Source organism: Pseudomonas atagonensis (assembly GCF_011369485.1).
In the GTDB taxonomy this organism is placed as follows: Bacteria; Pseudomonadota; Gammaproteobacteria; order Pseudomonadales; family Pseudomonadaceae; genus Aquipseudomonas; species Aquipseudomonas atagonensis.
Genome location: NZ_VXCA01000040.1, coordinates 70,917 through 90,016 on the forward strand (window position 1 = coordinate 70,917; position 19,100 = coordinate 90,016).

Here is a 19,100-nt window from a genome sequence, read left to right on the forward strand (position 1 = left end):
CCCGATGCCTGAAAAGGCATCGGGTCTTTTATTTTTATACGGTGCCCCAGCGAATGTTCAGACCGTTATCGATCTTTATCGGCACGCGCTATACCCGCGCCAAGCGCCGCAATCGCTTTGTTTCGTTCATTTCGATGACCTCGATGATCGGCCTCGCCCTCGGCGTGCTGGCGATGATCGTGGTGTTGTCGGTAATGAACGGCTTCCAGCGTGAAATGAGCTCGCGCATTCTCGGCATGGTGCCCCACGCGACCATCGTCGGCGTGAAGCCGATTGATGACTGGCAGCCCGTCGCCGCCGCCGCGCTGAAAAATCCCGAAGTGACCGCCGCCGTGCCGTTCACCGAGATGGAAGGCATGCTGTCCTATAAGGGCTTGATGCAGCCGATCCAGATCAGCGGCGTCGATCCGGCCCAAGAAGGCAAGGTCTCGATTGTTGCCCAGCACATCGTCCAGGGTCGCCTCGACGACTTGAAGCCCGGCGAGTTCGGCGTGGTGCTCGGTGAAATCACCGCGCGCCGTTTTCGTCTGAATGTCGGCGACAAGATCACCCTGATCGTGCCGGAAGTCAGCACCGCACCGGGTGGCATCACCCCGCGGATGCAGCGCTTGAACGTGGTCGGTATTTTCAAGGTGGGCGCTGAACTGGATGGTTCGATGGGCCTCATCCATGTCGCCGATGCCGCCACCATGCAGCACTGGGAGCCAAATCAGGTACAGAGCGTGCGTCTGGCGGTGAAAGATCTGTATGCCGCGCCCAAAGTCTCCTCGGACATCGCCGCCGGCCTCGGTGCCGACTTCAAGGCTGACGACTGGACCCACACCCAGGGCAGTCTGTTCAGCGCGATGAAAATGGAAAAAACCATGATCGGCCTGCTGTTGCTGATGATTGTCGCGGTGGCGGCGTTCAACATCATTGCGACGCTGATCATGGTGGTGAACGACAAGGGCGCGGACATTGCGATCCTGCGCACCATCGGCGCCACGCCACGGCAGATCATGGCGATCTTCATGGTGCAGGGCACGGTGATCGGCATTGTCGGTACGCTGATTGGCGGTGTGCTGGGCGTGATCGCGGCGTTGAACGTCAGTGAAATGGTCGGCTGGGTCGAACGCGTGACCGGGCAACACATCTTCAGTTCGGACGTGTATTTCGTCAGCAATCTGCCGTCGGAACTGCAGGGCGGGGACGTGCTGTTGATCTGTTCGGCCGGGTTTATCCTGAGCTTCCTGGCGACGGTGTATCCGGCGTGGCGGGCGGCGAAGATCGAGCCGGCTCATGCGCTGAGATATTCGTAAGTTCCCGCGATGCTCGTTCCTACGCTCCGCGTGGGAATGCATCAACGGACGCTCCGCGTTCGGCTCTTAAGGGGCGCAGAGCGCCCCGGGCTGCGTTCCCACGCAGAGCGTGGGAACGATCAGCTTCGAGGCAACTCAATCACAAACCGCGTCCATCCAGCTGCTGATTCGCAATGAATCTGCCCGCCATGGGCCCGGACGATGGACTGCGTAATCGCCAGCCCCAATCCCGCATGCTCACTGCTGCCTTCCTGACGCGCCGGGTCCGCCCGGTAAAAGCGGTCGAACAAACGCGGTAACAACTCAGCAGAAATCCCTTCGCCACTGTTCTCCACGATCACCCTCAAGGATTTCGCCTGATCGGCAACCCGCACCCGTACTTCGCCGGCCGCCGGCGTGAAGCGCAACGCGTTATCCAGCAGATTCGATAGCGCTCGGCGCAACATCGCACGATCACCCGAAAACTGTCCCGCACCGTCACGGCTCAGGCTGACCTGAGCGTCCTCAGCCAGTGGCGCAAAAAACTCCAGCAACGCATCGGCTTCTTCCGCCAGATCCAGTGGTGCACGCTTGGGCACCAGCAATCCATGGTCAGCCTTGGCCAGATAAAGCATGTCGTTGACCAGTTGTGCCATCCATTGCAGCTCCTCAAGGTTGCTGTGCAGGGCTTCGCGATAATCCTCAAGGGGGCGAGGGCGGGTGAGAGTCACCTGCGTATGGGTCAGCAGGTTCGACAGCGGGGTGCGCAGTTCATGGGCGATGTCAGCAGAAAAAGCCGAGAGACGCTGAAAAGAGTCGTCCAGGCGTCCGAGCATGGCGTTGAAGCTGTGGGCCAGTTCCGTAAGTTCCGCAGGCATCTGCGCTTCAGGCAGTCGGGCATTGAGCGATTGCGCTGAAATCCCGCGAGCGACTGCGCTCATCCGTCGCAACGGGCGCAAACCGCTGCGTGCCGCCCAGGCGCCCAATAGCGCGGTCGCCAGCGCTGAAAGACCGACAGTCAGCCAGATCAGATGCTGCATGCGTTGCAGGAAGTGCTGGTGATGAGTGATGTCCAGCAGCAAGGTCAATTGCGCAGAATCAGGTTTTTCCGGCTGGAGCGGGGCATTGAGCAGGCGATAGTCCGTGCCGTTGTCGTTGATGGTGGCCAGGCCGGGCTGTTGCGGCAGGTTCGCCGGCTTTTGCAAGGATCGGCCGAACCAGCGCTGCCCCTCGGGGCCGCTGATGCGTAGGGTGACATCGCCCTGTTGGCTCAATTCAGCGGTGATATGCGCATCGTCGCCATCCCCTAGCAGGGTCTGACGGACATTGCCCAACTTGCTTTCGAGCAATTGCTGATCGAGTTCAATGAAGTGTGCCTCACTGGCGCGATTGAACACCACGCCGGCCACCAGCGAAACCGTCGCGGTACACGCCGCAAACAGCAATGCCAGCCGACTGCCGAGTGACAGACGGCGCATCAGACGGAGCGCTCTTCAAGCACGTAACCCATGCCGCGTACGGTGTGGATCAATTTGTCGGGAAACTCGTCGTCGATTTTGAGGCGCAGGCGGCGGATCGCCACTTCGATCACGTTAGTGTCGCTGTCGAAGTTCATGTCCCAGACCTGGGAGGCGATCAGGGATTTGGGCAGTACTTCGCCCTGGCGGCGCAGGAGCATTTCCAGTAGCGCGAACTCTTTTGCCGTGAGGTCGATGCGCTGGCCACTGCGTTCGACGCGGCGACGAATCAGATCCAGACGCAGGTCGGCCAGTTGCAGACAGGTTTCCTGCGGTGTGGCGCTGCCGCGACGCAGCAGGCTGCGCACTCGGGCGAGCAGTTCGGAGAAAGCGAAAGGCTTGACCAGATAATCGTCGGCACCGAGTTCGAGGCCGTGAACCCGGTCTTCTACGGTGTCCTTGGCGGTCAGAAACAGGATCGGCGTTTCCAGCCCTGCACTGCGCACCGCTTGCAGAATCTGCCAGCCATTGCGCCCGGGCAGCATCACGTCGAGGATCAACAACGCATAGTCACCGCTCAAGGCCAGTTGCTGGCCGGTGGTGCCGTCGGCCACCAGCTCAGTGTTGAAGCCGGCCTCGGTCAGGCCCTGACGCAGGTAGTGGCCGGTTTTCGGTTGGTCTTCGACGATCAGCAGTTTCATGAGGCGCGGAGCTCAAGTAGACAGAACAAGGGCGTTATACCGTGGGCGGTGGTTATGCAGGCCAACCTGACAAAGTTGTAATCTGCCTGTCAGGTTGATGCCAGCGCAGGCCGGCTAAAGTTTCCCACAGGCTGAACCTTATCTTGTTGGAGTACGACTATGTTTTTGCGCAATCCTTTGGCCGTCGCGGCATGTTTGCTGGCGCTGAGCTCGCCGGTCTGGGCCGCACCTGCGCACACTTACGATTTTGGCCAGGCGGCGCCTGCCGCGAAGGCTACACGTAGCGTTGAGGTGGTATTGAACGACATGTCGTTCGATCCGAAGGCGATTGATGTCAAAGCGGGTGAGACCGTTCGCTTTGTACTGGTGAATAAAGGCCAGTTGCTGCACGAATTCAACCTCGGCGACGCAGCAATGCACGCCGCACATCAGCAGGAAATGTTGCAGATGCAGCAAAGCGGCATGCTCACGCCTACCGGCATGAAAGAAATGTCCCACGACATGGCGGGCATGGATCACGCTGCGATGGGCCATGGCATGAAGCATGACGATCCCAACAGTGTGCTGGTCGAGCCGGGCAAAACCGCCGAGCTGACCTGGACCTTCAGCAAGGCCACCAGTCTGGAGTTTGCCTGCAATATTCCCGGGCATTATCAGGCCGGTATGGTCGGCAAACTGACTGTCAGTCAGTAAGCACTCAAAGGCGCGGGCAAAGGCTGGTAGAATCCGCTGATTCTTCAGTCAGGTTTCCGCCATGCATCCCGCAGCCGAACATTCGCCGCTGGGCAAATCCAGCGAATACATCGCCACGTACACGCCGTCCCTGCTATTCCCGATTCCGCGCACCGCGAAATGGGCCGAGCTGGGCCTGACCGCCGAAACCCTGCCGTATAAAGGTGTGGATTTCTGGAACTGCTTCGAGTTGTCGTGGCTGTTGCCGTCGGGCAAACCGGTCGTGGCGATCGGTGAGTTCAGCATCCCGGCGGATTCGCCGAACATCATCGAGTCGAAGTCGTTCAAGCTGTACCTGAACTCGCTGAACCAGACACCGTTTGCCGATATCGCCAGTCTGGAGGCGACGCTGGTCAAGGATCTGTCAGCCGCTGCGGGTAAACCGGTGGGTGTGCGGGTACGCAGCCTGAAGGATGTTGAGGCGGAAGGTGTTGTGGCGTTGCCGGGTGTGTGCATCGATGATCTGGACATCAGCGTCAGCAACTACGAGCATCCGCGCCCGGAACTGCTGCGTTGCGATGATTCGCGCATCGTCGAAGAGAGCGTGCACAGTCATCTGCTCAAATCCAACTGCCCGGTGACCAGTCAGCCGGACTGGGGCAGTGTCGTGGTGGAGTATCGTGGTTCGGCGCTGGATCACGCGAGTTTGCTGGAATACATCGTCAGCTTCCGCCAGCATTCGGACTTTCACGAGCAGTGCGTGGAACGGATCTTCCTCGACCTGCAACGCTTGCTGAAACCAGAGAAACTGACGGTGTTTGCGCGGTATGTGCGTCGTGGCGGGCTGGACATCAACCCATATCGCAGTACCGAAAGCGTTCAACTACCGAACCACCGGCTGGTGCGTCAATAAAGATCTGAACTGTGGGAGCGGGCTTGCTCGCGAAGGCGTCGTTTCAGTCGATGAAGATGTCGTCTGATCCATTGCATTCGCGAGCAAGCCCGCTCCCACATTGACCGCATGTCAAGCCGCGCAAATGAAAAAGCCCTGCCAGTGATGGCAGGGCTTTTTTGTCTGTGCGGGATTCAGATCCCCATGCTGCCCAGCGCATTGACGATGTTGCGCAGGGTGCCGGCAATGGCCGGGTGTTCAAGTTCGAAGCGATCCACTGCCAGATTCACGCCATCGGCAATGCTGGCGTCTTGAGTCGCGCTCTCCAGTTTGATTTCCGATTCAATCTGCGCCATCAACTCATGCAGATCTTCACGTTCGGCTTCCGACAGCGGCGGATTCTGCTCCAGCTGCTCGCGCAGGGTATCGAGCTGTTTTTGCAGTTCTTGGGCGGGCATGATGGTTTTCCTTTTATCGATAGGCACTGGCATTGACCGCAGCCGCGCGCCAAAGGTCTATGGCTGACCTTTAGATTAATCCACTCTTGCCCAACCTGCATGATCCCGGTCAGGGCTTTTCGCCTTTGAGGCGGCGCAGGCTGATGTCCGCCAGGCAGGTGTCGAGCTCGCCCAGATGGTCGATCACAGAGTGCACGCCGAGGCCGAATAACTTCATCGTGGCTTTGCCGCGCAGTTGCTCGCGTTCTTTCTGGCTCAGGGCCTGCCACTCGCTCGGTGGCAAGCCACAGAGCGAACCGCAGGACGCCAGTCCGATTGTCCACAACCCGGCATTCAAGCCGGATTGCAGCAGTCGTGGCTCGCCGCTGACCAGTACGCAACCGTCCAGGCTGCCGACGTTCAAGTCCATCAGCGCCTGCCAGCATGCGTTGGGAGCGGGCCACGGATTAGTTGTTGCCGAATATTGCACAGGTTTGATCCAGGTCGGCAAAGTCGCCGACAGCGGCAGTGCAAGGGCAGGTGGCAACTCATCAATCCATGCGCAAGGGATTTGCTGGCGCTGCAGACTGAGCAGGCTGTCGAGCGCACCCGGTGTCGCGTCGGCATGCTCGGGCAGGGCGGTGCTCTGTTGGCGGGCGCGGGCGCCGAAATCCACCAGGCAGCCACTGAGGCCGAACAACACTGCAGTCAGACCGGGGGCGGCGAGGGGCAAGGTTTCGGCGTGTGACATGGCAACGTCCCTGAAATAATCACAAGGCTAGGGCTTGCCGGTGACAGTTGGATGACAGCTATGTGAAGGGCCGCGCGGGAATAGTCCTACAGGTCACTTCATTCCCGGACTGCCCAAACGGCCTTTTGCGCTTATACTAGCGCTCTTACCGCCCAGGCCCTGATGCCCGCGCCAGTACAAATCCAAGGAGTTTTTCTATGCGCTGGAGCAATCCGCTCGCTCAGCTAAGTGTATGTGCCGGCCTCTTGCTGGCTCCGTTCGTCACTCAGGCCGCAACGGAAGAAGACCCTTGGGAAAGCGTCAACCGGCCGATTTTCCAGTTCAACGATTTCGTCGATACCTACGCACTGAAGCCGCTGGCGCAGGGTTATGAGTTCGTGACTCCGCAGTTCCTCGAAGACGGCATTCACAATATGTTCCGTAACGTCGGTGATGTCACCAACCTTGCGAACAACGTTCTGCAGGGCAAACCGGCGGCTGCCGGTGTCGACACGGCGCGCCTGATCTTCAACACTACGTTCGGCCTGCTCGGCTTCTTCGACGTCGGCACCAAAATGGGCCTGACCCGCAGCGACGAAGATTTCGGCCAGACCCTCGGCTACTGGGGCGTCAGCAGTGGCCCGTACGTGATGCTGCCGTTGCTTGGCCCAAGCACGCTGCGTGATGCGCCGTCGAAATACGTCGACAGCTACACCGGCCCTTACCGCTACATCAACGACGTGCCGGTGCGTAACTCGATTTTCGGCTTGAACATCGTCGACACCCGCGCCAGCCTGCTGTCGAGCGAGAAGCTGATCAGCGGCGACAAGTACACCTTCATCCGCAACGCTTACCTGCAGAACCGCGAGTTCAAGGTGAAAGACGGCCAGGTCGAAGACGATTTTTAATCTCGACCGGTAAAACAGAAAGGCGACCTCGGGGTCGCCTTTTTTGTGAGTAGCTATTTCATCTTCAAAATGGTCAGGCCGAGCTTCTGGCTGTCGCCGTCCTGAGCCCTGACCCAGACCACTTCGGTCTCGGCTTCCAGGCCACTGAGGGCTGCATGGTCGGAATCGATGCGTACGCTCAAACAGTCGCCAACCTTGAACTGGCGCGGCGCTTCGACCTGCATGCCACTGCTGGAGAGGTCGATACACACCGCTGAAACCTCATCACCTTCATGAATCAACACGACATCGGCATCGACCCGCATGCGGATGAAATCGCGCTTTTCGCTGTAGTCCCGACCGGTTTGACTCATGGTTGCGTCCTTCCATTGGGTTACGGTTTGAGCTGTTCTTATAACTCTCGGTGATTTGACAAGTAAAGTCGTCAAGCGACCATCGGCGCATGCTTGAAACGCTCGAAGGATGGGAGTACCGTCTGCGCCTTAGAAGGGCACCTCTGGTGCAACCGTGTACGGAGCTAACGCTCGAAAGCGGTGCAGCAGAGAGGCTAGAAAGCGAATCCAGTAGTCAGTGCAGGGCCGAATGCCCCGCCAACTACGCCAACCTAATTCTGGCGCCGTTTGCCCACATGCCAAAAACCAGTGCCACGCTGCTGATAATCGATGATGACGAGGTAGTGCGCGCGAGCCTCGCGGCCTATTTGGAAGACAGTGGTTTCAGCGTCCTGCAGGCCAGCAACGGCCAACAGGGTCTTCAGGTATTCGAGCAAGACAAGCCCGACTTGGTCATCTGCGATCTGCGCATGCCGCAGATGGGCGGTCTCGAGCTCATCCGCCAGGTCACCGAGCGCTCACCGCAGACACCGGTGATCGTGGTCTCGGGTGCCGGCGTGATGAACGACGCGGTCGAGGCCTTGCGCCTGGGCGCGGCGGATTACCTGATCAAGCCTCTCGAAGATCTGGCGGTGCTCGAGCATTCCGTGCGCCGGGCCCTGGATCGTGCGCGGCTGCTGCTGGAGAACCAGCGCTACCGCGAGAAGCTGGAAAAGGCCAACCGTGAGCTGGAAGCCAGCCTGAACCTGCTCCAGGAAGACCAGAACGCCGGTCGCCAGGTGCAGATGAACATGCTGCCGGAAAGCCCGTGGAGCATTGACGCGTTTCGTTTCGAGCACCAGATCATCCCGTCGTTGTACCTGTCGGGTGATTTTGTCGACTATTTCCGTGTCGACGAGCGCCGGGTTGCGTTCTATCTGGCGGATGTTTCCGGTCATGGCGCCTCTTCAGCCTTCGTCACCGTACTGTTGAAGTTCATGACCACGCGCTTGCTGTTCGAGTCCAAGCGCAACGGCACATTGCCGGAATTCAAGCCTTCGGAAGTGTTAGGTCATATCAACCGGGGGCTGATCAGTTGTAAGCTGGGTAAACACGTCACAATGGTCGGTGGAGTCATCGACGAGGAGACCGGTTTGTTGACCTATAGCATCGGCGGCCATCTGCCGTTGCCTGTGTTGTACACGCCTGACAGTGTTCGATATCTCGAAGGCCGTGGTCTGCCGGTGGGGCTTTTTAATGAAGCCACCTACGAAGATCACGTGCTTGAGCTGCCGCCGACATTCAGCCTGACGCTGATGTCCGATGGCATTCTGGATCTTTTGCCAGAACCGACGCTCAAAGAAAAAGAAGCTGCTTTGCCCCAGCGGGTGAAGTCAGCGGGCGGCAGCCTGGATGGTCTGCGGCAAGTGTTTGGATTGGCCACGCTAGGGGAGATGCCGGATGATATCGCCCTGTTGGTGTTGAGCAGGAATCTTTAATGAGTACCGGTAGAATCCAGTTCGCCGAGCAGGATGGCACCTTCGTCCTGAAGTTCGTCGGTGAAGTTCGCCTGACCCTGTGTTCGGCGTTGGATGCGACTATTGAGAAAATCTTCACCGCGCTGAATTTCAACGCGATCGTGATCGATTTGACCGAAACCCGCAGCATCGACAGCACCACACTCGGCCTTCTGGCCAAGTTGTCGATCCTGTCGCGGCAGAAGGTCGGCCTGCTGCCGACCGTCGTCACCACCCACGATGACATCACCCGACTGCTGCAATCGATGGGCTTCGAGCAGGTGTTCAATATCGTCAACCATCCGGTGCCATGCCCGGAGTGCCTGGACGACCTGCCGGATCAGGATCAGTCGGAAGAAGTGGTGCGGATCAAGGTGCTGGAAGCGCACAAAATCCTCATGGGCCTGAACGACTCCAATCGTGAAGCCTTCCATGATCTGGTGAATGCCCTCGAAAGGCATTGATCCACCCGCCATCAGGCACAAAAAAGGGCGAACCTGTGAAGGTTCGCCCTTTTTGCGTTTGCCGTCAGGCCATCACAGCTTGGCTTGCAGCAATGCCTCGAGTTTTTCCTGGTCGCGGGCAAACTGACGAATGCCTTCAGCCAGTTTCTCGGTGGCCATCGCGTCTTCGTTGGACAACCAGCGGAATTGCGCTTCGTTGAGGCTCAGGCGTGCTTCACCGGCATGGCCTGGCGCCAGTTTGCGCTCCAGTTTGCCGGTGTCGGCGGCCAGTTTGTCGATCAGGTCCGGACTGATGGTCAGGCGATCGCAGCCAGCCAGTTGCTCGATCTGGTTGAGGTTGCGGAAGCTTGCACCCATGACCACGGTCTTGTAGTCATTGGCCTTGTAGTAGTTGTAGATGCGCGTTACGGACTGTACGCCCGGATCGTCGGCGCCGGTGTAGTCGTTGCCGTTGGCCTTCTTGTACCAGTCGTAGATGCGACCCACGAACGGCGAAATCAGGAACACACCGGCATCGGCGCATGCGGCAGCCTGGGCGAAGGAGAACAGCAGGGTCAGGTTGGTCTGGATGCCTTCCTTTTCCAGCACTTCGGCGGCGCGGATGCCTTCCCAGGTCGAAGCGATCTTGATCAGTACGCGGTCGCGGCCAATGCCGGCCTTGTCGTACAGCTCGATCAGGCGATGGGCGCGCTTGAGCACCGCATCTTTGTCGAACGACAGACGCGCGTCCACTTCAGTGGAAATACGGCCCGGGATCACTTTGAGAATTTCCTGGCCTACCGCGACGCCGAAACGGTCGCTGGCCAGGCCGACATCGCCCTTGCAGTCGCTGACGCACGCGTTCAGCAATTCGGCATAGGCGGGAATGGCCGCGGCTTTGAGCAGCAGCGAAGGGTTGGTGGTGGCGTCGACCGGTTTAACCCGGGCGATCGCTTCGAAGTCGCCGGTGTCGGCAACCACGGTGGTGAACTGTTTGAGTTGTTCCAGCTTGGAAGTCATGGGCGTGCTCTGTCCTATGGGTCTGATGACATTACCCGAGCGCTGACAGCCACTCAAGGGTGTGTATGTGTATCGACGGCCCCCGTGGCAACAACCTGAAAACGATTGTTTGAAAGGAGGGGCGCGGTATCGATCAATACGATGCCAAAACGGCTCACAGGTTCAACGCAACTGACCTGCGTACAGGTCAGTTGTGCACGCACTATTGGGCGTTCAACAGGGCTTCGACCGACAGGCGTGCCGGTTTTGGTTGCCCGTCGGACGTCAGCAGGCCGAAGTTCTTCTCGCGTTCATTGCTGCCGGTATCGCTGTTCTTCCATTCATAGATAGAGGTCAGCGGGATGTTGAGCTTTTTAACATCGCCGATAAACGCGTTTATCTTGCTCGCTTGTCCTTCAGGCCCGCCATTGGAAGCGAGCGCCGAGATTCCCCACTCACTGATGACCCCCGGCAGATGGAAGTTCTGCTGGATGAAGTTTTGCGCGTTGCTGATCTGCGTGGCCGTCATGCCATAAGGGTGATAGGACACGGCGCTCAGGCATTTCGGGTGTTCGCTGACGATACGATTGAGCGCCACGGTCGCGGCTGAACCCGCGCTGGGTGGCCGGGCGAAGCCGTAACCGATCACTGGCGTCGATGGCGGTTGAGCTTGCAGCGTCTTGCACACAGCGCTCATGAACGGCACAAAGGTGCTGTCGAACTTGCCCGTCGGCCAATAGGTTTCCAGATCCGGCTCGTTCCACAATTCAATCGCGATCAGTTGCGATCCATAGGACTGTTCCAGCCCGCTCACCGCTTTGGCGAAGCCTTCACCGGCACTGGCCAGTTCGGCGTTTGATGTCGCGGGCAACGGCTTGATCGCGCGCACCGTCAACAGCACCTCCAGCCCTGCGGAGCCGGCCGCCGCAAAAGCGTCGCTGACTTGTTGCTGATAAGCCTTGGCCGGCAGGCTCTCGCTCCACACACCGAAGCGGACAAAGCCGAAACCTGCCGATTTGATCTGCGCGGCGTCGGCCGCCGTGAAGTTCTGGATCTTCACCTGAACGCCGATGTTCCTGGCTGGAAGGTTAGGGAACAGTTCGCTGGCATGCACCTGAGTCTCAGCCAGCACCATCAGCGCCACGGCGCCAAGTCGTTTGAGATGTGTTGGTTTCATGTCTGCTCTCCCGAAGAGAAGTGACAACTACGAATATTTATCTCATTACTTCTGTTTCGATAGAGATGATGGCACTTAGTGCGCGAATGTTATTTTTTGTCAGGAAACAATTACCCGAAAATCACAGTTATTTTTAGTCCGCTAATTGTGGTTGGGGGACTTTTAAACGCTGTGGTACTTAATGCTCCGTTACTAACGGGTGAATCTATTTCCGAGTGCAGGAAGAACCCGAGGGTTCATTAAAACTCTCTGGCATGTTGGCCGTTTGACATTACACGGGAAAGTAAAACCTTGTTCAAAAAGATTCTTGTCGTTTGCGTGGGCAATATATGCCGAAGTCCGACAGCAGAGCTTTTGCTGCGTAACGCGCTGGCGCCTTCAACCATCACCGTCTCCTCCGCAGGCCTGTCGGCACGGGTGGGCGAAGCCATGGAAGCCTCGGCCCGGCAAATCATCGAAGAGCGCGGGCACTGCGCCGAGGCGTTCAAGGCACGGCAACTGACCTCCGATATCGTCAATGAATCAGACCTGATTCTGGTCATGGAAAAACAACACGTTAATCAAGTATTGAAGATTGCTGCTCATGCGCGGGGCAAAGTGTTTTTGCTCGGCAAATGGCAGAGCGAGCGCGAAATACAAGATCCGTATCGTCAAGGCAAGGCCGCTTTTATTCATGCCCATGCATTGATTGAAGATGCTGTCAGCGCATGGGCGCAACGTCTCGCACGTTGATGAATATTCTTCAGATCAGTGAATGGTAAGAACAGACTTATGCAGTTACCGTCCGTCATCAATACCCGTGACAACGATCAAGACAGTATTGATCTACTCGGCATATTCGGCAGCCTGATCGACCAGAAATGGTTGATCGGCGCGCTCACCGGTGCCTTCATGGCCGCCGGCGTTGCCTATGCGGTTTTGGCCACGCCGGTGTACCTGGCGAACGCACTGGTGCAGGTCGAGCCGAAGAAAAACGACATGCTCGGTTTCTCCGACCTCAACAGCATGCTCGGCGGCCAATCGCCGTCGGTGACCGAAATCGGCATCATCAAGTCCCGCGCGGTGATCGGCAAAACCGTCGATGACCTGCACCTGGACATCGATGTCACCCCCAACACGTTTCCGCTGATCGGCGGTTTTCTCGCCCGGCGTTATCGCGGCGAAACCGAACTCAGCGTCGCTTCGCCGCGTTTCGGCCTGAGCAGCTACGCCTGGGGCGGCGAGCGACTGGACATTGCGCGGCTCAATTTGCCGAAAGAACTGCTGGGTAAAAAACTCACCCTGATCGCCGGCGATCAGCAACGCTTCCAGTTGTTCGATGACAACGACAACCTGCTGGTCGAAGGTGTCGCCGGTGAAGCGTTTGCTCAGGACGGCGTCGAAGGCTTGATCGCGCAGTTGTCGGCGAACCCGGGTACCCGTTTCGAAGTGGTGCGCAACCCGCGGATCGTGACCATTCAGGGGTATCAGGACGCGCTGGACATCTCTGAGCAAGGCAAGGAGTCGGGGATCATTCGTCTGGCGCTGGCCAGTAGCGACGCCGCTGAAGCGGTGAAGATTCTCAACAAGATTGCGGCGTTGTACGTTGAACAGAACGTGCGCCGCACCTCGGCCGAAGCCGCGCAGAGCCTGGCGTTCCTGCAAAGCCAGTTGCCGCAGGTCAAACGTGATCTGGCCAAGGCCAGCGATGCGCTCAACGCCTATCAGATCCGCGGCAAGACCGTGAATATTTCCCTCGAAACCCAATCGGTGCTCGGCCAGTCGGTGGCCCTCGAAACGCGGATTTCCGAGTTGAAAATGCAGCAGGCGGAACTTGATCGCAAGTTCACCAAACAGCATCCGGCCTATCGCGCGTTGATGTCGCAGATCGGAGAATTGACTCAGCAGCAGAAATCGCTGGAAGGCAAAGTCCAGGACCTGCCAGCTACTCAGCAGGAACTGCTCAACCTGACCCGCGACGTTGAAGTGGCGTCGCAGATCTACACGCAATTGCTCAACAAGTCCCAGGAACTCGACATCGTCCGCGCCGGCGCCGTCGGCAACGTGCGTTTGATCGACACGGCGGACGTCGACCTGACCAGTCCGGTCAAACCGAAAAAAGCCCTGATCGTGTTGATTGCAACGTTCCTCGGTGCGTTTGTCGGCGTGGCCCTGGTGTTGCTGCGTAAATCCCTGAGTCGCGGTCTGGAAGGGCCGGAAGCCATCGAGCAGCTCGGCCTGCCGGTGTACGCGTCGATTCCTTACAGCGCATTGCAGCAGGAAGAGGACAGCAAAAAGGGCCGCGCCCGCGATGGCGTGGACAAACCGGCGTACCTGCTGGCGGTGCGCAATCCGACTGACCTGTCGATCGAGTCGATCCGCAGTCTGCGCACTTGCCTGCACTTTGCCGGGCTCGATTCGACCAACAATCGCATCATGATTTCCGGGCCGAGTCCCCAGGTGGGCAAGACCTTCGTGTCCTCCAACCTCGCTGCCGTCATGGCGCAGAGCGGTCAGCGCGTGGTACTGATCGACGCCGACATGCGCAAGGGCCACCTGCACAAAACCCTCAACACGCCAATCAGTAACGGTCTGTCGGACTTGCTGGTCAAGCGCTGCACCCTCGATCAAGCGATCAATCAAGTCGAAATCGACAACCTGCATTTCATCAGTCGCGGTCAGGTGCCGCCCAATCCATCCGAGCTGCTGATGCACGCCAACTTCCGTGAATTGCTCGCGCAGCTCAGCGAGCGTTACGACCTGGTGATCATCGACACGCCGCCGCTGCTGGCGGTGACCGATGCGGCGATTGTCGGCCGTGAGGCGGGCATCAGCCTGATCGTCACGCGCTTCGGCGTGAACCCGGCCAAAGAGATCGAACTGACCATTCGCCGCTTTGCGCAGAACGGCATCGAGCTCAAGGGCGCGGTGTTCAACGGCGTCGAGAAGCGCGCGGCCAGCTACTACGGCAATGGCGGCTACGGCTATTACAACTACGAATACGCGTCCGACAAATCCTGAGTCCCGGGGCGAGTTCTTTTCTGTTTGAAGTGGGTGAGTTGTGAAAAAAATACTGCACGTGGCAGAGACGATCAAAGGTGGCGTGGCGACGGTGATCCGCACGATTTCCGCGTCGCCCGAAGGCGATGCGGCGGACTACGAGCTGGTCTATCTGGTACCGCAGGATCAGGAAAAGGAACTGCACGGTATCGCGGCGCAGCAGATCCGCACTTTCGCCCGAACCGGGCGCAATGTGCCGTCGCTGCTGCGTTTTGCCTGGCGACTGACTCAGGTCATGCTCAAGGAAAAACCCGATGTGGTGCATTTGCACAGCACCTTTTCCGGGGTGATCGGTCGGTGCGTGTGCGTGCTGCTGCGGCCGTGGCGCAAGCCGAAAATCGTCTACTGCCCGCATGCCTTTTCGTTCCTGATGGAAAGCTCGCCGATCAAGCAGAAGGCCTATGCGTGGATCGAGCGGGTCTTGCAGAAAGTCACCGACGTGATCATTTGCGTCAGCCAGTACGAGCTCGACAAAGCCGCCCGATTCGGCATCGAGCGCAAGCGCATGAAGCTGATCTACAACGGCATCCATCGCAAGGACGATGCGCCGAAAAACAGCGCTGCCGAGCCGATTCATCTGTTGTTCGTCGGCCGTCTCGATTACCAGAAAGGCTTCGACGTGCTGCTCAAGGCGTTCGCCAAAGTGCAGCGCAACGACTTGAAACTGACGGTGGTCGGCAGTGCGGTCAACGAGGATGCGGTCGAGTGCCCGCCGATGGACGCCGTTGAATACCTGCCGTGGGTCACGCCAACCGAAGTGCAGGCGCTGTACCAGAAAGCCGATGCGCTGATTGTTCCGAGTCGCTGGGAAGGCTTTGCGATGGTACCGCTGGAAGGCATGGCGATGGGTTTGCCGGTGATCGCCAGTAACTGCACCTCGCTGCCCGAACTGGTCACTGACGAAGTGTCCGGCTATGTCTTTCCCAGCGGCGACGATCAGGCGCTGGCCGATGTGTTGAGGAAAATCCAGAAGCCGCGCCTGCTCGACCTCGGCAACGAAGGCCGCAGCATTGTCCGCGAGCGTTTCAGCGCCGCGTTGATGATTCGCCAGACCTACGACTTGTATCGCGCTCCCACTTATTAAGTAGAACTCAAGCTTATGAACGTAACGATTTTGCATGGCTACAGTGCGTCCAACTCCGGTGACGGTCTGCTGGTCGATCTGGCGATTGCGCTGGTGCAGCGCAACTTTGGTGAAGACACTTCGATCAGCGTCGTGGCGTCCGACCCCGAATCCTTCAACTATCTGCCGCACCCGCGTTTTGATGCGCCGGTGATGGCGGCCAAGGGTCTGGGCCGGGTCAAGCAAGCGGTGTTCCTCAATCAGTCCTACGCCGGGCTCGCTGATTTATTGAAGAAAACCGACTTGATCGTCGGTGTCGGCGGCGGCTACATGCGCTCGAAGAGTGCCTTCGAACACATCAAGCTGAAACTCGGCCACGCCAAGCAACTGGAAACCGCGATTCTCAGCAAGGTGCCGTCGGTGTACCTGCCGCAAAGCATCGGCCCGTTTCACGGCGAGAGCAGCAAGATCGTTGAGCATTACGCCAGCGCCGACGCGGTGTTCGTGCGTGACAATCGCTCCTCGGCCATCTTCGATGCCTGCGAAAACGTCTATCGCGCGCCGGATCTGGCGGTGCAGTCGCTGGCCGGCAAGATCCTTCTGCAACCCAAGTTCACCCGTTGCGCTGCGTCGCCGGCGACTGTCTGCGTGGTGCTGCGCAAGCCGCCGGAGTGGAGCAAGGACAAGAAGCTCGCCTACGTCGCCAATCTGAAACTGCTTCTGCAGCGTCTGAAGAACAAAAGCAAAGTGGTGTGCGCGGTGCAAAGCGCGGTGCGCGGCAACGATGACGGCGCGTTTTATCGCGAACTGGGCATCAGCGAAGACCTGTTGTCGTTGAAGGCGACGATTGCCAAATACCAACCGGATCTGGTGATTTCCGTGCGCCTGCACGGCGCTATCGAGTCGCTGCTTTCCGGCGTGCCTGCGTACCACATCAGCTATGAGCGCAAAGGTTTCGGCGCCTATCAGGACATGGGCGTCGAGGACTGGGTGATCAATGGCGGCGACATCGATGTCGACACCATCATCAACACGGTTTACGCGCCCAATGCCCTGGCGGATTTCGGCAAGCGCCTGACGGACACCTGTCGCGAAATCGAGGCGAAAACCGTGGCCATGGACGAGATCATCAAAGGGATCGTTCGATGATATTTCGGCTGTTGCTTCGCGGCGGAGCCTTGGGCGCGAAGTTTTTGCTGGTGCTGGCGATCACCCATTACCTCGGTTATGAGGCGCTGGGTTTTTACGGTGTGGTGGTTGCCGCATCGTTGATCGCTTCGAAGTTTTACAGCGTCGGTTTCAGTTCCGAAATCAACCGCTTGATCAGTGTCGGTGGCAGTTCGCGCCGCGTCGTCGACAAGGTTTTGCTGCTGTATCTGGCGGTGGGGCTGCTGCTGTCGCTGGTGACCGTGGGGATTTATTCACTGTTCCAGACGGTTGAGGCGACAACCGCACTGATCCTCTGCGTGACGCTGGTGTTGCTCACCGAACACCTGTCGTTCGAAATCAATTCCTTCGTGTTCTCCGCACAGAAAGCCACGGCGGGCGCCTTGTTGTTTTTCATCAAGACCGGCCTGTGGGCGGTGTTGGCCGTTGGTGGAATGATGCTCGGCTGGGTGTCGGGAATCGCCAGTGTGTTGTGGCTGTGGGTGGTCGCCAACGTGCTGGTGATCATTGCCGGTTACTGGATCGTGATGAACGTTCATCGCGGGCGGGAAACCGGGACACTGGCCACGGCCACCGTGTGGAAGGCCGGACTGCCGTTCTATTTCGGCACCGGTTTGATCGCGCTGAGTCAGTACGCCGAACGCTTTCTGATCGCTGACCTCGAACCTTACGCCAGGCTCGGTCAATACGTGTACGCGTGGTCGGCGGCCAACACCTTGCAGGCGTTGTCGTATGCGGTGGTGGCGGTGGTCGGGATTCCGGTATTGGCCAAGCGCTTTCAGGCCGATCAACAAGCGTTCACGGTCAAGCAACTGTTCGTGAACAAATGGGTCATGCGCTCGCTGGTGGTTTCGGCGGCGGTGGCGGTGGCGATTTATCTGTTCTTCAACGTGGTGCTCGACTACGTCGCCACCAGCGTGCCGCGTCCGGACAACGCGATTCTCGGCGTGCTGATCTTTTCCTTCGCCTTGCGTGCCATCGGCGACATCGTCTGGGGCGGCCTGATCGCTTCGAAAAACAGTCGGGTGTCGCTCGCCAGCGCCGCGATCTGTTTGCTGGTTTCGGTGCCTGTCAGCTACCTGCTGATCAAGCATTACTCGATCTACGGCGCGGCGTGGGGCAACGTCTTCGCGATCATTGTGCAGCTTGGCGTGATTGCCGTGCTGACCCGCGTGACGCGCACGAAAAAGGCTGCGTTGTCATGGGCCTGAAGTTGCCGCGAATCGAGTTTCGCGGCAAGAAACTCGACTCGTACGTCTCGTTCCTGATCCTCTTTACCGGGCTGTTTCTGTCGGTGGCGATGCCGCTGCTGATCCCCCGCGATCCCGGCCCCGATGCAATGACCTTGTGGTCGTCCTACGCGCGCGCCGACAACTGCAATTTCTGGAACCCGTTCTCGCCGGATCGCTCGTCCTACGAGTGTTCGGCGTTCCTCCTGCGGCCGACAGGGATCAACCTGACCAATGCCTGGGCCTACGGCATGTTCTGCAATTTTTTCCTCACGGCGATTCCGGTGGTGGTGTTCCGCCGCATGCCGCTGGCGATCTTCGGCACCTTGTGTCTGTGGGGCATTGTTCGTTCGTTCTTCCTGGAAAACCTGACCAAGGAAATCATCGTGTCGGTTGCGGTGCTGAGCATTTTGCTCAGCTCGTTGACGCGTAAATATCGCGGCGGCTTCTTCCTATCGGCGGTGATCTACGGCGTGCTGATCCGGCCCTACTGGATTCTGTTTTCGCTGTCGTGGGTCGGCGTCTGCGTGATGAAAAAGTACGTGTCGCGCACGACGTTCTTTCTGATGCTGTTCCTGTTCTACCTGGCGGTGGCCATGTCGATCCAGGTCGCGCTCGGGTTTCCGGTGTCGTCGATCCGCGCGAGCAACAACGAGTTGCGCACGGCGGGCGAGGAGGGTTCCAAATCGCTGATCGTCTCGTGGCTCAGCGGCAGTGATTTCGTCTCGCAGGCGCTGGACTCAATGATCATTTTCTTCCGGCTGTCGTTCCCCGTGGAGCTGATTCTGCTGTCCGGGCCGGGGCAGGTGATCTTCGTCGCGTTGATGATCATGACCGCGTTGCTGCTGTTCAAAGTCATCACCTCGACCGACTACAAGGGCGCACCGATCCAGACCAAACCGAAGGAGCTGATCGCGATTCCGCTGGCGTTTTTGCTGGTTCAAGGTTTGTTCGAACCGGACTTTGGCTCCTTCGCCCGACACTTTTCCATGGTGGTGCCGGTGCTGTTCGTGGGGCTGGGTTTAATGCTGCGGGCGAACAAACCGGTGCAGGTTGAATCAAGAATTCTCAATTGAGGCAG

At 58.7% G+C, this 19,100-nt stretch carries 19 protein-coding genes; 12 read left to right on the forward strand and 7 right to left on the reverse strand.

Going from position 1 to position 19,100, the window contains the following annotated elements:
- Positions 1-53 precede the first annotated feature (53 nt).
- Positions 54-1,298: a lipoprotein-releasing ABC transporter permease subunit gene (locus F2P67_RS25140; RefSeq protein ID WP_166225188.1), complete on the forward strand. Its 1,245-nt coding sequence runs from the start codon at positions 54-56 to the stop codon at positions 1,296-1,298.
- 119 nt (positions 1,299-1,417) lie between these two features.
- Here the strand turns inward: F2P67_RS25140 and F2P67_RS25145 are convergent, their stop codons facing one another.
- Positions 1,418-2,755: a heavy metal sensor histidine kinase gene (locus F2P67_RS25145; RefSeq protein WP_166225191.1), complete on the reverse strand. Its 1,338-nt coding sequence runs from the start codon at positions 2,753-2,755 to the stop codon at positions 1,418-1,420.
- Positions 2,755-3,435 (reverse strand): heavy metal response regulator transcription factor, encoded by a 681-nt coding sequence (locus F2P67_RS25150; RefSeq protein WP_166225194.1) that lies wholly within the window; start codon positions 3,433-3,435, stop codon positions 2,755-2,757. Before F2P67_RS25150 ends, F2P67_RS25145 begins: the two co-directional genes overlap by 1 nt.
- Positions 3,436-3,594: 159 nt before the next feature.
- On the opposite strand from F2P67_RS25150, the gene copI reads away from it, so the two are divergent.
- Both copI and queF read left to right on the forward strand, forming a co-directional pair.
- On the forward strand, positions 3,595-4,128 hold the full coding sequence (gene copI / locus F2P67_RS25155; protein ID WP_166225197.1) for a copper-resistant cuproprotein CopI: 534 nt from the start codon (positions 3,595-3,597) through the stop codon (positions 4,126-4,128).
- Positions 4,129-4,189: 61 nt separating this feature from the next.
- Complete coding sequence (queF, locus tag F2P67_RS25160) at positions 4,190-5,020, forward strand: NADPH-dependent 7-cyano-7-deazaguanine reductase QueF (protein ID WP_166225200.1); 831 nt, start codon at positions 4,190-4,192, stop codon at positions 5,018-5,020.
- Positions 5,021-5,193: 173 nt separating this feature from the next.
- Here queF and F2P67_RS25165 read toward each other — a convergent pair whose 3' ends face one another.
- Together F2P67_RS25165 and pcrP are read right to left on the reverse strand one after the other, a co-directional pair.
- Positions 5,194-5,457 carry a DUF4404 family protein gene (locus F2P67_RS25165; protein WP_166225203.1) on the reverse strand — a complete coding sequence of 88 codons (264 nt, stop codon included), beginning with the start codon at positions 5,455-5,457 and terminating at the stop codon, positions 5,194-5,196.
- 109 nt (positions 5,458-5,566) lie between these two features.
- On the reverse strand, positions 5,567-6,187 hold the full coding sequence (gene pcrP / locus F2P67_RS25170; protein WP_166225206.1) for an HAD superfamily inactivated hydrolase PcrP: 621 nt from the start codon (positions 6,185-6,187) through the stop codon (positions 5,567-5,569).
- Between the two features lie 197 nt (positions 6,188-6,384).
- On the opposite strand from pcrP, the gene F2P67_RS25175 reads away from it, so the two are divergent.
- Positions 6,385-7,074 carry an MlaA family lipoprotein gene (locus F2P67_RS25175; protein WP_166225209.1) on the forward strand — a complete coding sequence of 230 codons (690 nt, stop codon included), beginning with the start codon at positions 6,385-6,387 and terminating at the stop codon, positions 7,072-7,074.
- A gap of 53 nt (positions 7,075-7,127) precedes the next feature.
- Here F2P67_RS25175 and F2P67_RS25180 read toward each other — a convergent pair whose 3' ends face one another.
- Positions 7,128-7,427 carry a PilZ domain-containing protein gene (locus F2P67_RS25180; RefSeq protein ID WP_166225212.1) on the reverse strand — a complete coding sequence of 100 codons (300 nt, stop codon included), beginning with the start codon at positions 7,425-7,427 and terminating at the stop codon, positions 7,128-7,130.
- 275 nt (positions 7,428-7,702) lie between these two features.
- Here F2P67_RS25180 and rssB point away from each other — a divergent pair, with 275 nt between their 5' ends.
- Entirely contained in the window at positions 7,703-8,884 is a 1,182-nt protein-coding gene (gene rssB / locus F2P67_RS25185; RefSeq protein WP_166225269.1) for a two-component system response regulator RssB, read from the forward strand.
- Positions 8,884-9,366, forward strand: coding sequence for an anti-sigma factor antagonist RssC (gene rssC / locus F2P67_RS25190; protein WP_042560140.1), 483 nt, complete (start codon positions 8,884-8,886; stop codon positions 9,364-9,366). Before rssB ends, rssC begins: the two co-directional genes overlap by 1 nt.
- Positions 9,367-9,438: 72 nt before the next feature.
- Here rssC and tal read toward each other — a convergent pair whose 3' ends face one another.
- Together tal and F2P67_RS25200 are read right to left on the reverse strand one after the other, a co-directional pair.
- Positions 9,439-10,365, reverse strand: coding sequence for a transaldolase (gene tal / locus F2P67_RS25195; protein ID WP_166225215.1), 927 nt, complete (start codon positions 10,363-10,365; stop codon positions 9,439-9,441).
- Positions 10,366-10,567: 202 nt separating this feature from the next.
- A complete protein-coding gene (locus tag F2P67_RS25200; protein ID WP_166225218.1) occupies positions 10,568-11,521 on the reverse strand; it encodes a cellulase family glycosylhydrolase in 954 nt (317 codons plus the stop codon).
- A 291-nt stretch (positions 11,522-11,812) separates the two neighbouring features.
- Here F2P67_RS25200 and F2P67_RS25205 point away from each other — a divergent pair, with 291 nt between their 5' ends.
- From F2P67_RS25205 to F2P67_RS25230, 6 genes are read left to right on the forward strand one after another with little or no spacing between them, the layout of a single operon-like run.
- Positions 11,813-12,253 (forward strand): low molecular weight protein-tyrosine-phosphatase, encoded by a 441-nt coding sequence (locus F2P67_RS25205; protein WP_166225221.1) that lies wholly within the window; start codon positions 11,813-11,815, stop codon positions 12,251-12,253.
- A 39-nt stretch (positions 12,254-12,292) separates the two neighbouring features.
- Positions 12,293-14,521, forward strand: coding sequence for a polysaccharide biosynthesis tyrosine autokinase (locus F2P67_RS25210; RefSeq protein ID WP_166225224.1), 2,229 nt, complete (start codon positions 12,293-12,295; stop codon positions 14,519-14,521).
- 40 nt (positions 14,522-14,561) lie between these two features.
- Complete coding sequence (locus tag F2P67_RS25215) at positions 14,562-15,644, forward strand: glycosyltransferase (protein ID WP_166225227.1); 1,083 nt, start codon at positions 14,562-14,564, stop codon at positions 15,642-15,644.
- Between the two features lie 15 nt (positions 15,645-15,659).
- Positions 15,660-16,772, forward strand: coding sequence for a polysaccharide pyruvyl transferase family protein (locus tag F2P67_RS25220; RefSeq protein ID WP_166225231.1), 1,113 nt, complete (start codon positions 15,660-15,662; stop codon positions 16,770-16,772).
- Positions 16,769-18,001, forward strand: a complete 1,233-nt coding sequence (locus F2P67_RS25225) for an oligosaccharide flippase family protein (protein WP_166225234.1) — start codon at positions 16,769-16,771, stop codon at positions 17,999-18,001. The genes F2P67_RS25220 and F2P67_RS25225 overlap by 4 nt, the downstream gene beginning before the upstream one ends.
- On the forward strand, positions 17,992-19,095 hold the full coding sequence (locus tag F2P67_RS25230) for a hypothetical protein (RefSeq protein WP_166225237.1): 1,104 nt from the start codon (positions 17,992-17,994) through the stop codon (positions 19,093-19,095). The genes F2P67_RS25225 and F2P67_RS25230 overlap by 10 nt, the downstream gene beginning before the upstream one ends.
- Positions 19,096-19,100: the final 5 nt, after the last annotated feature.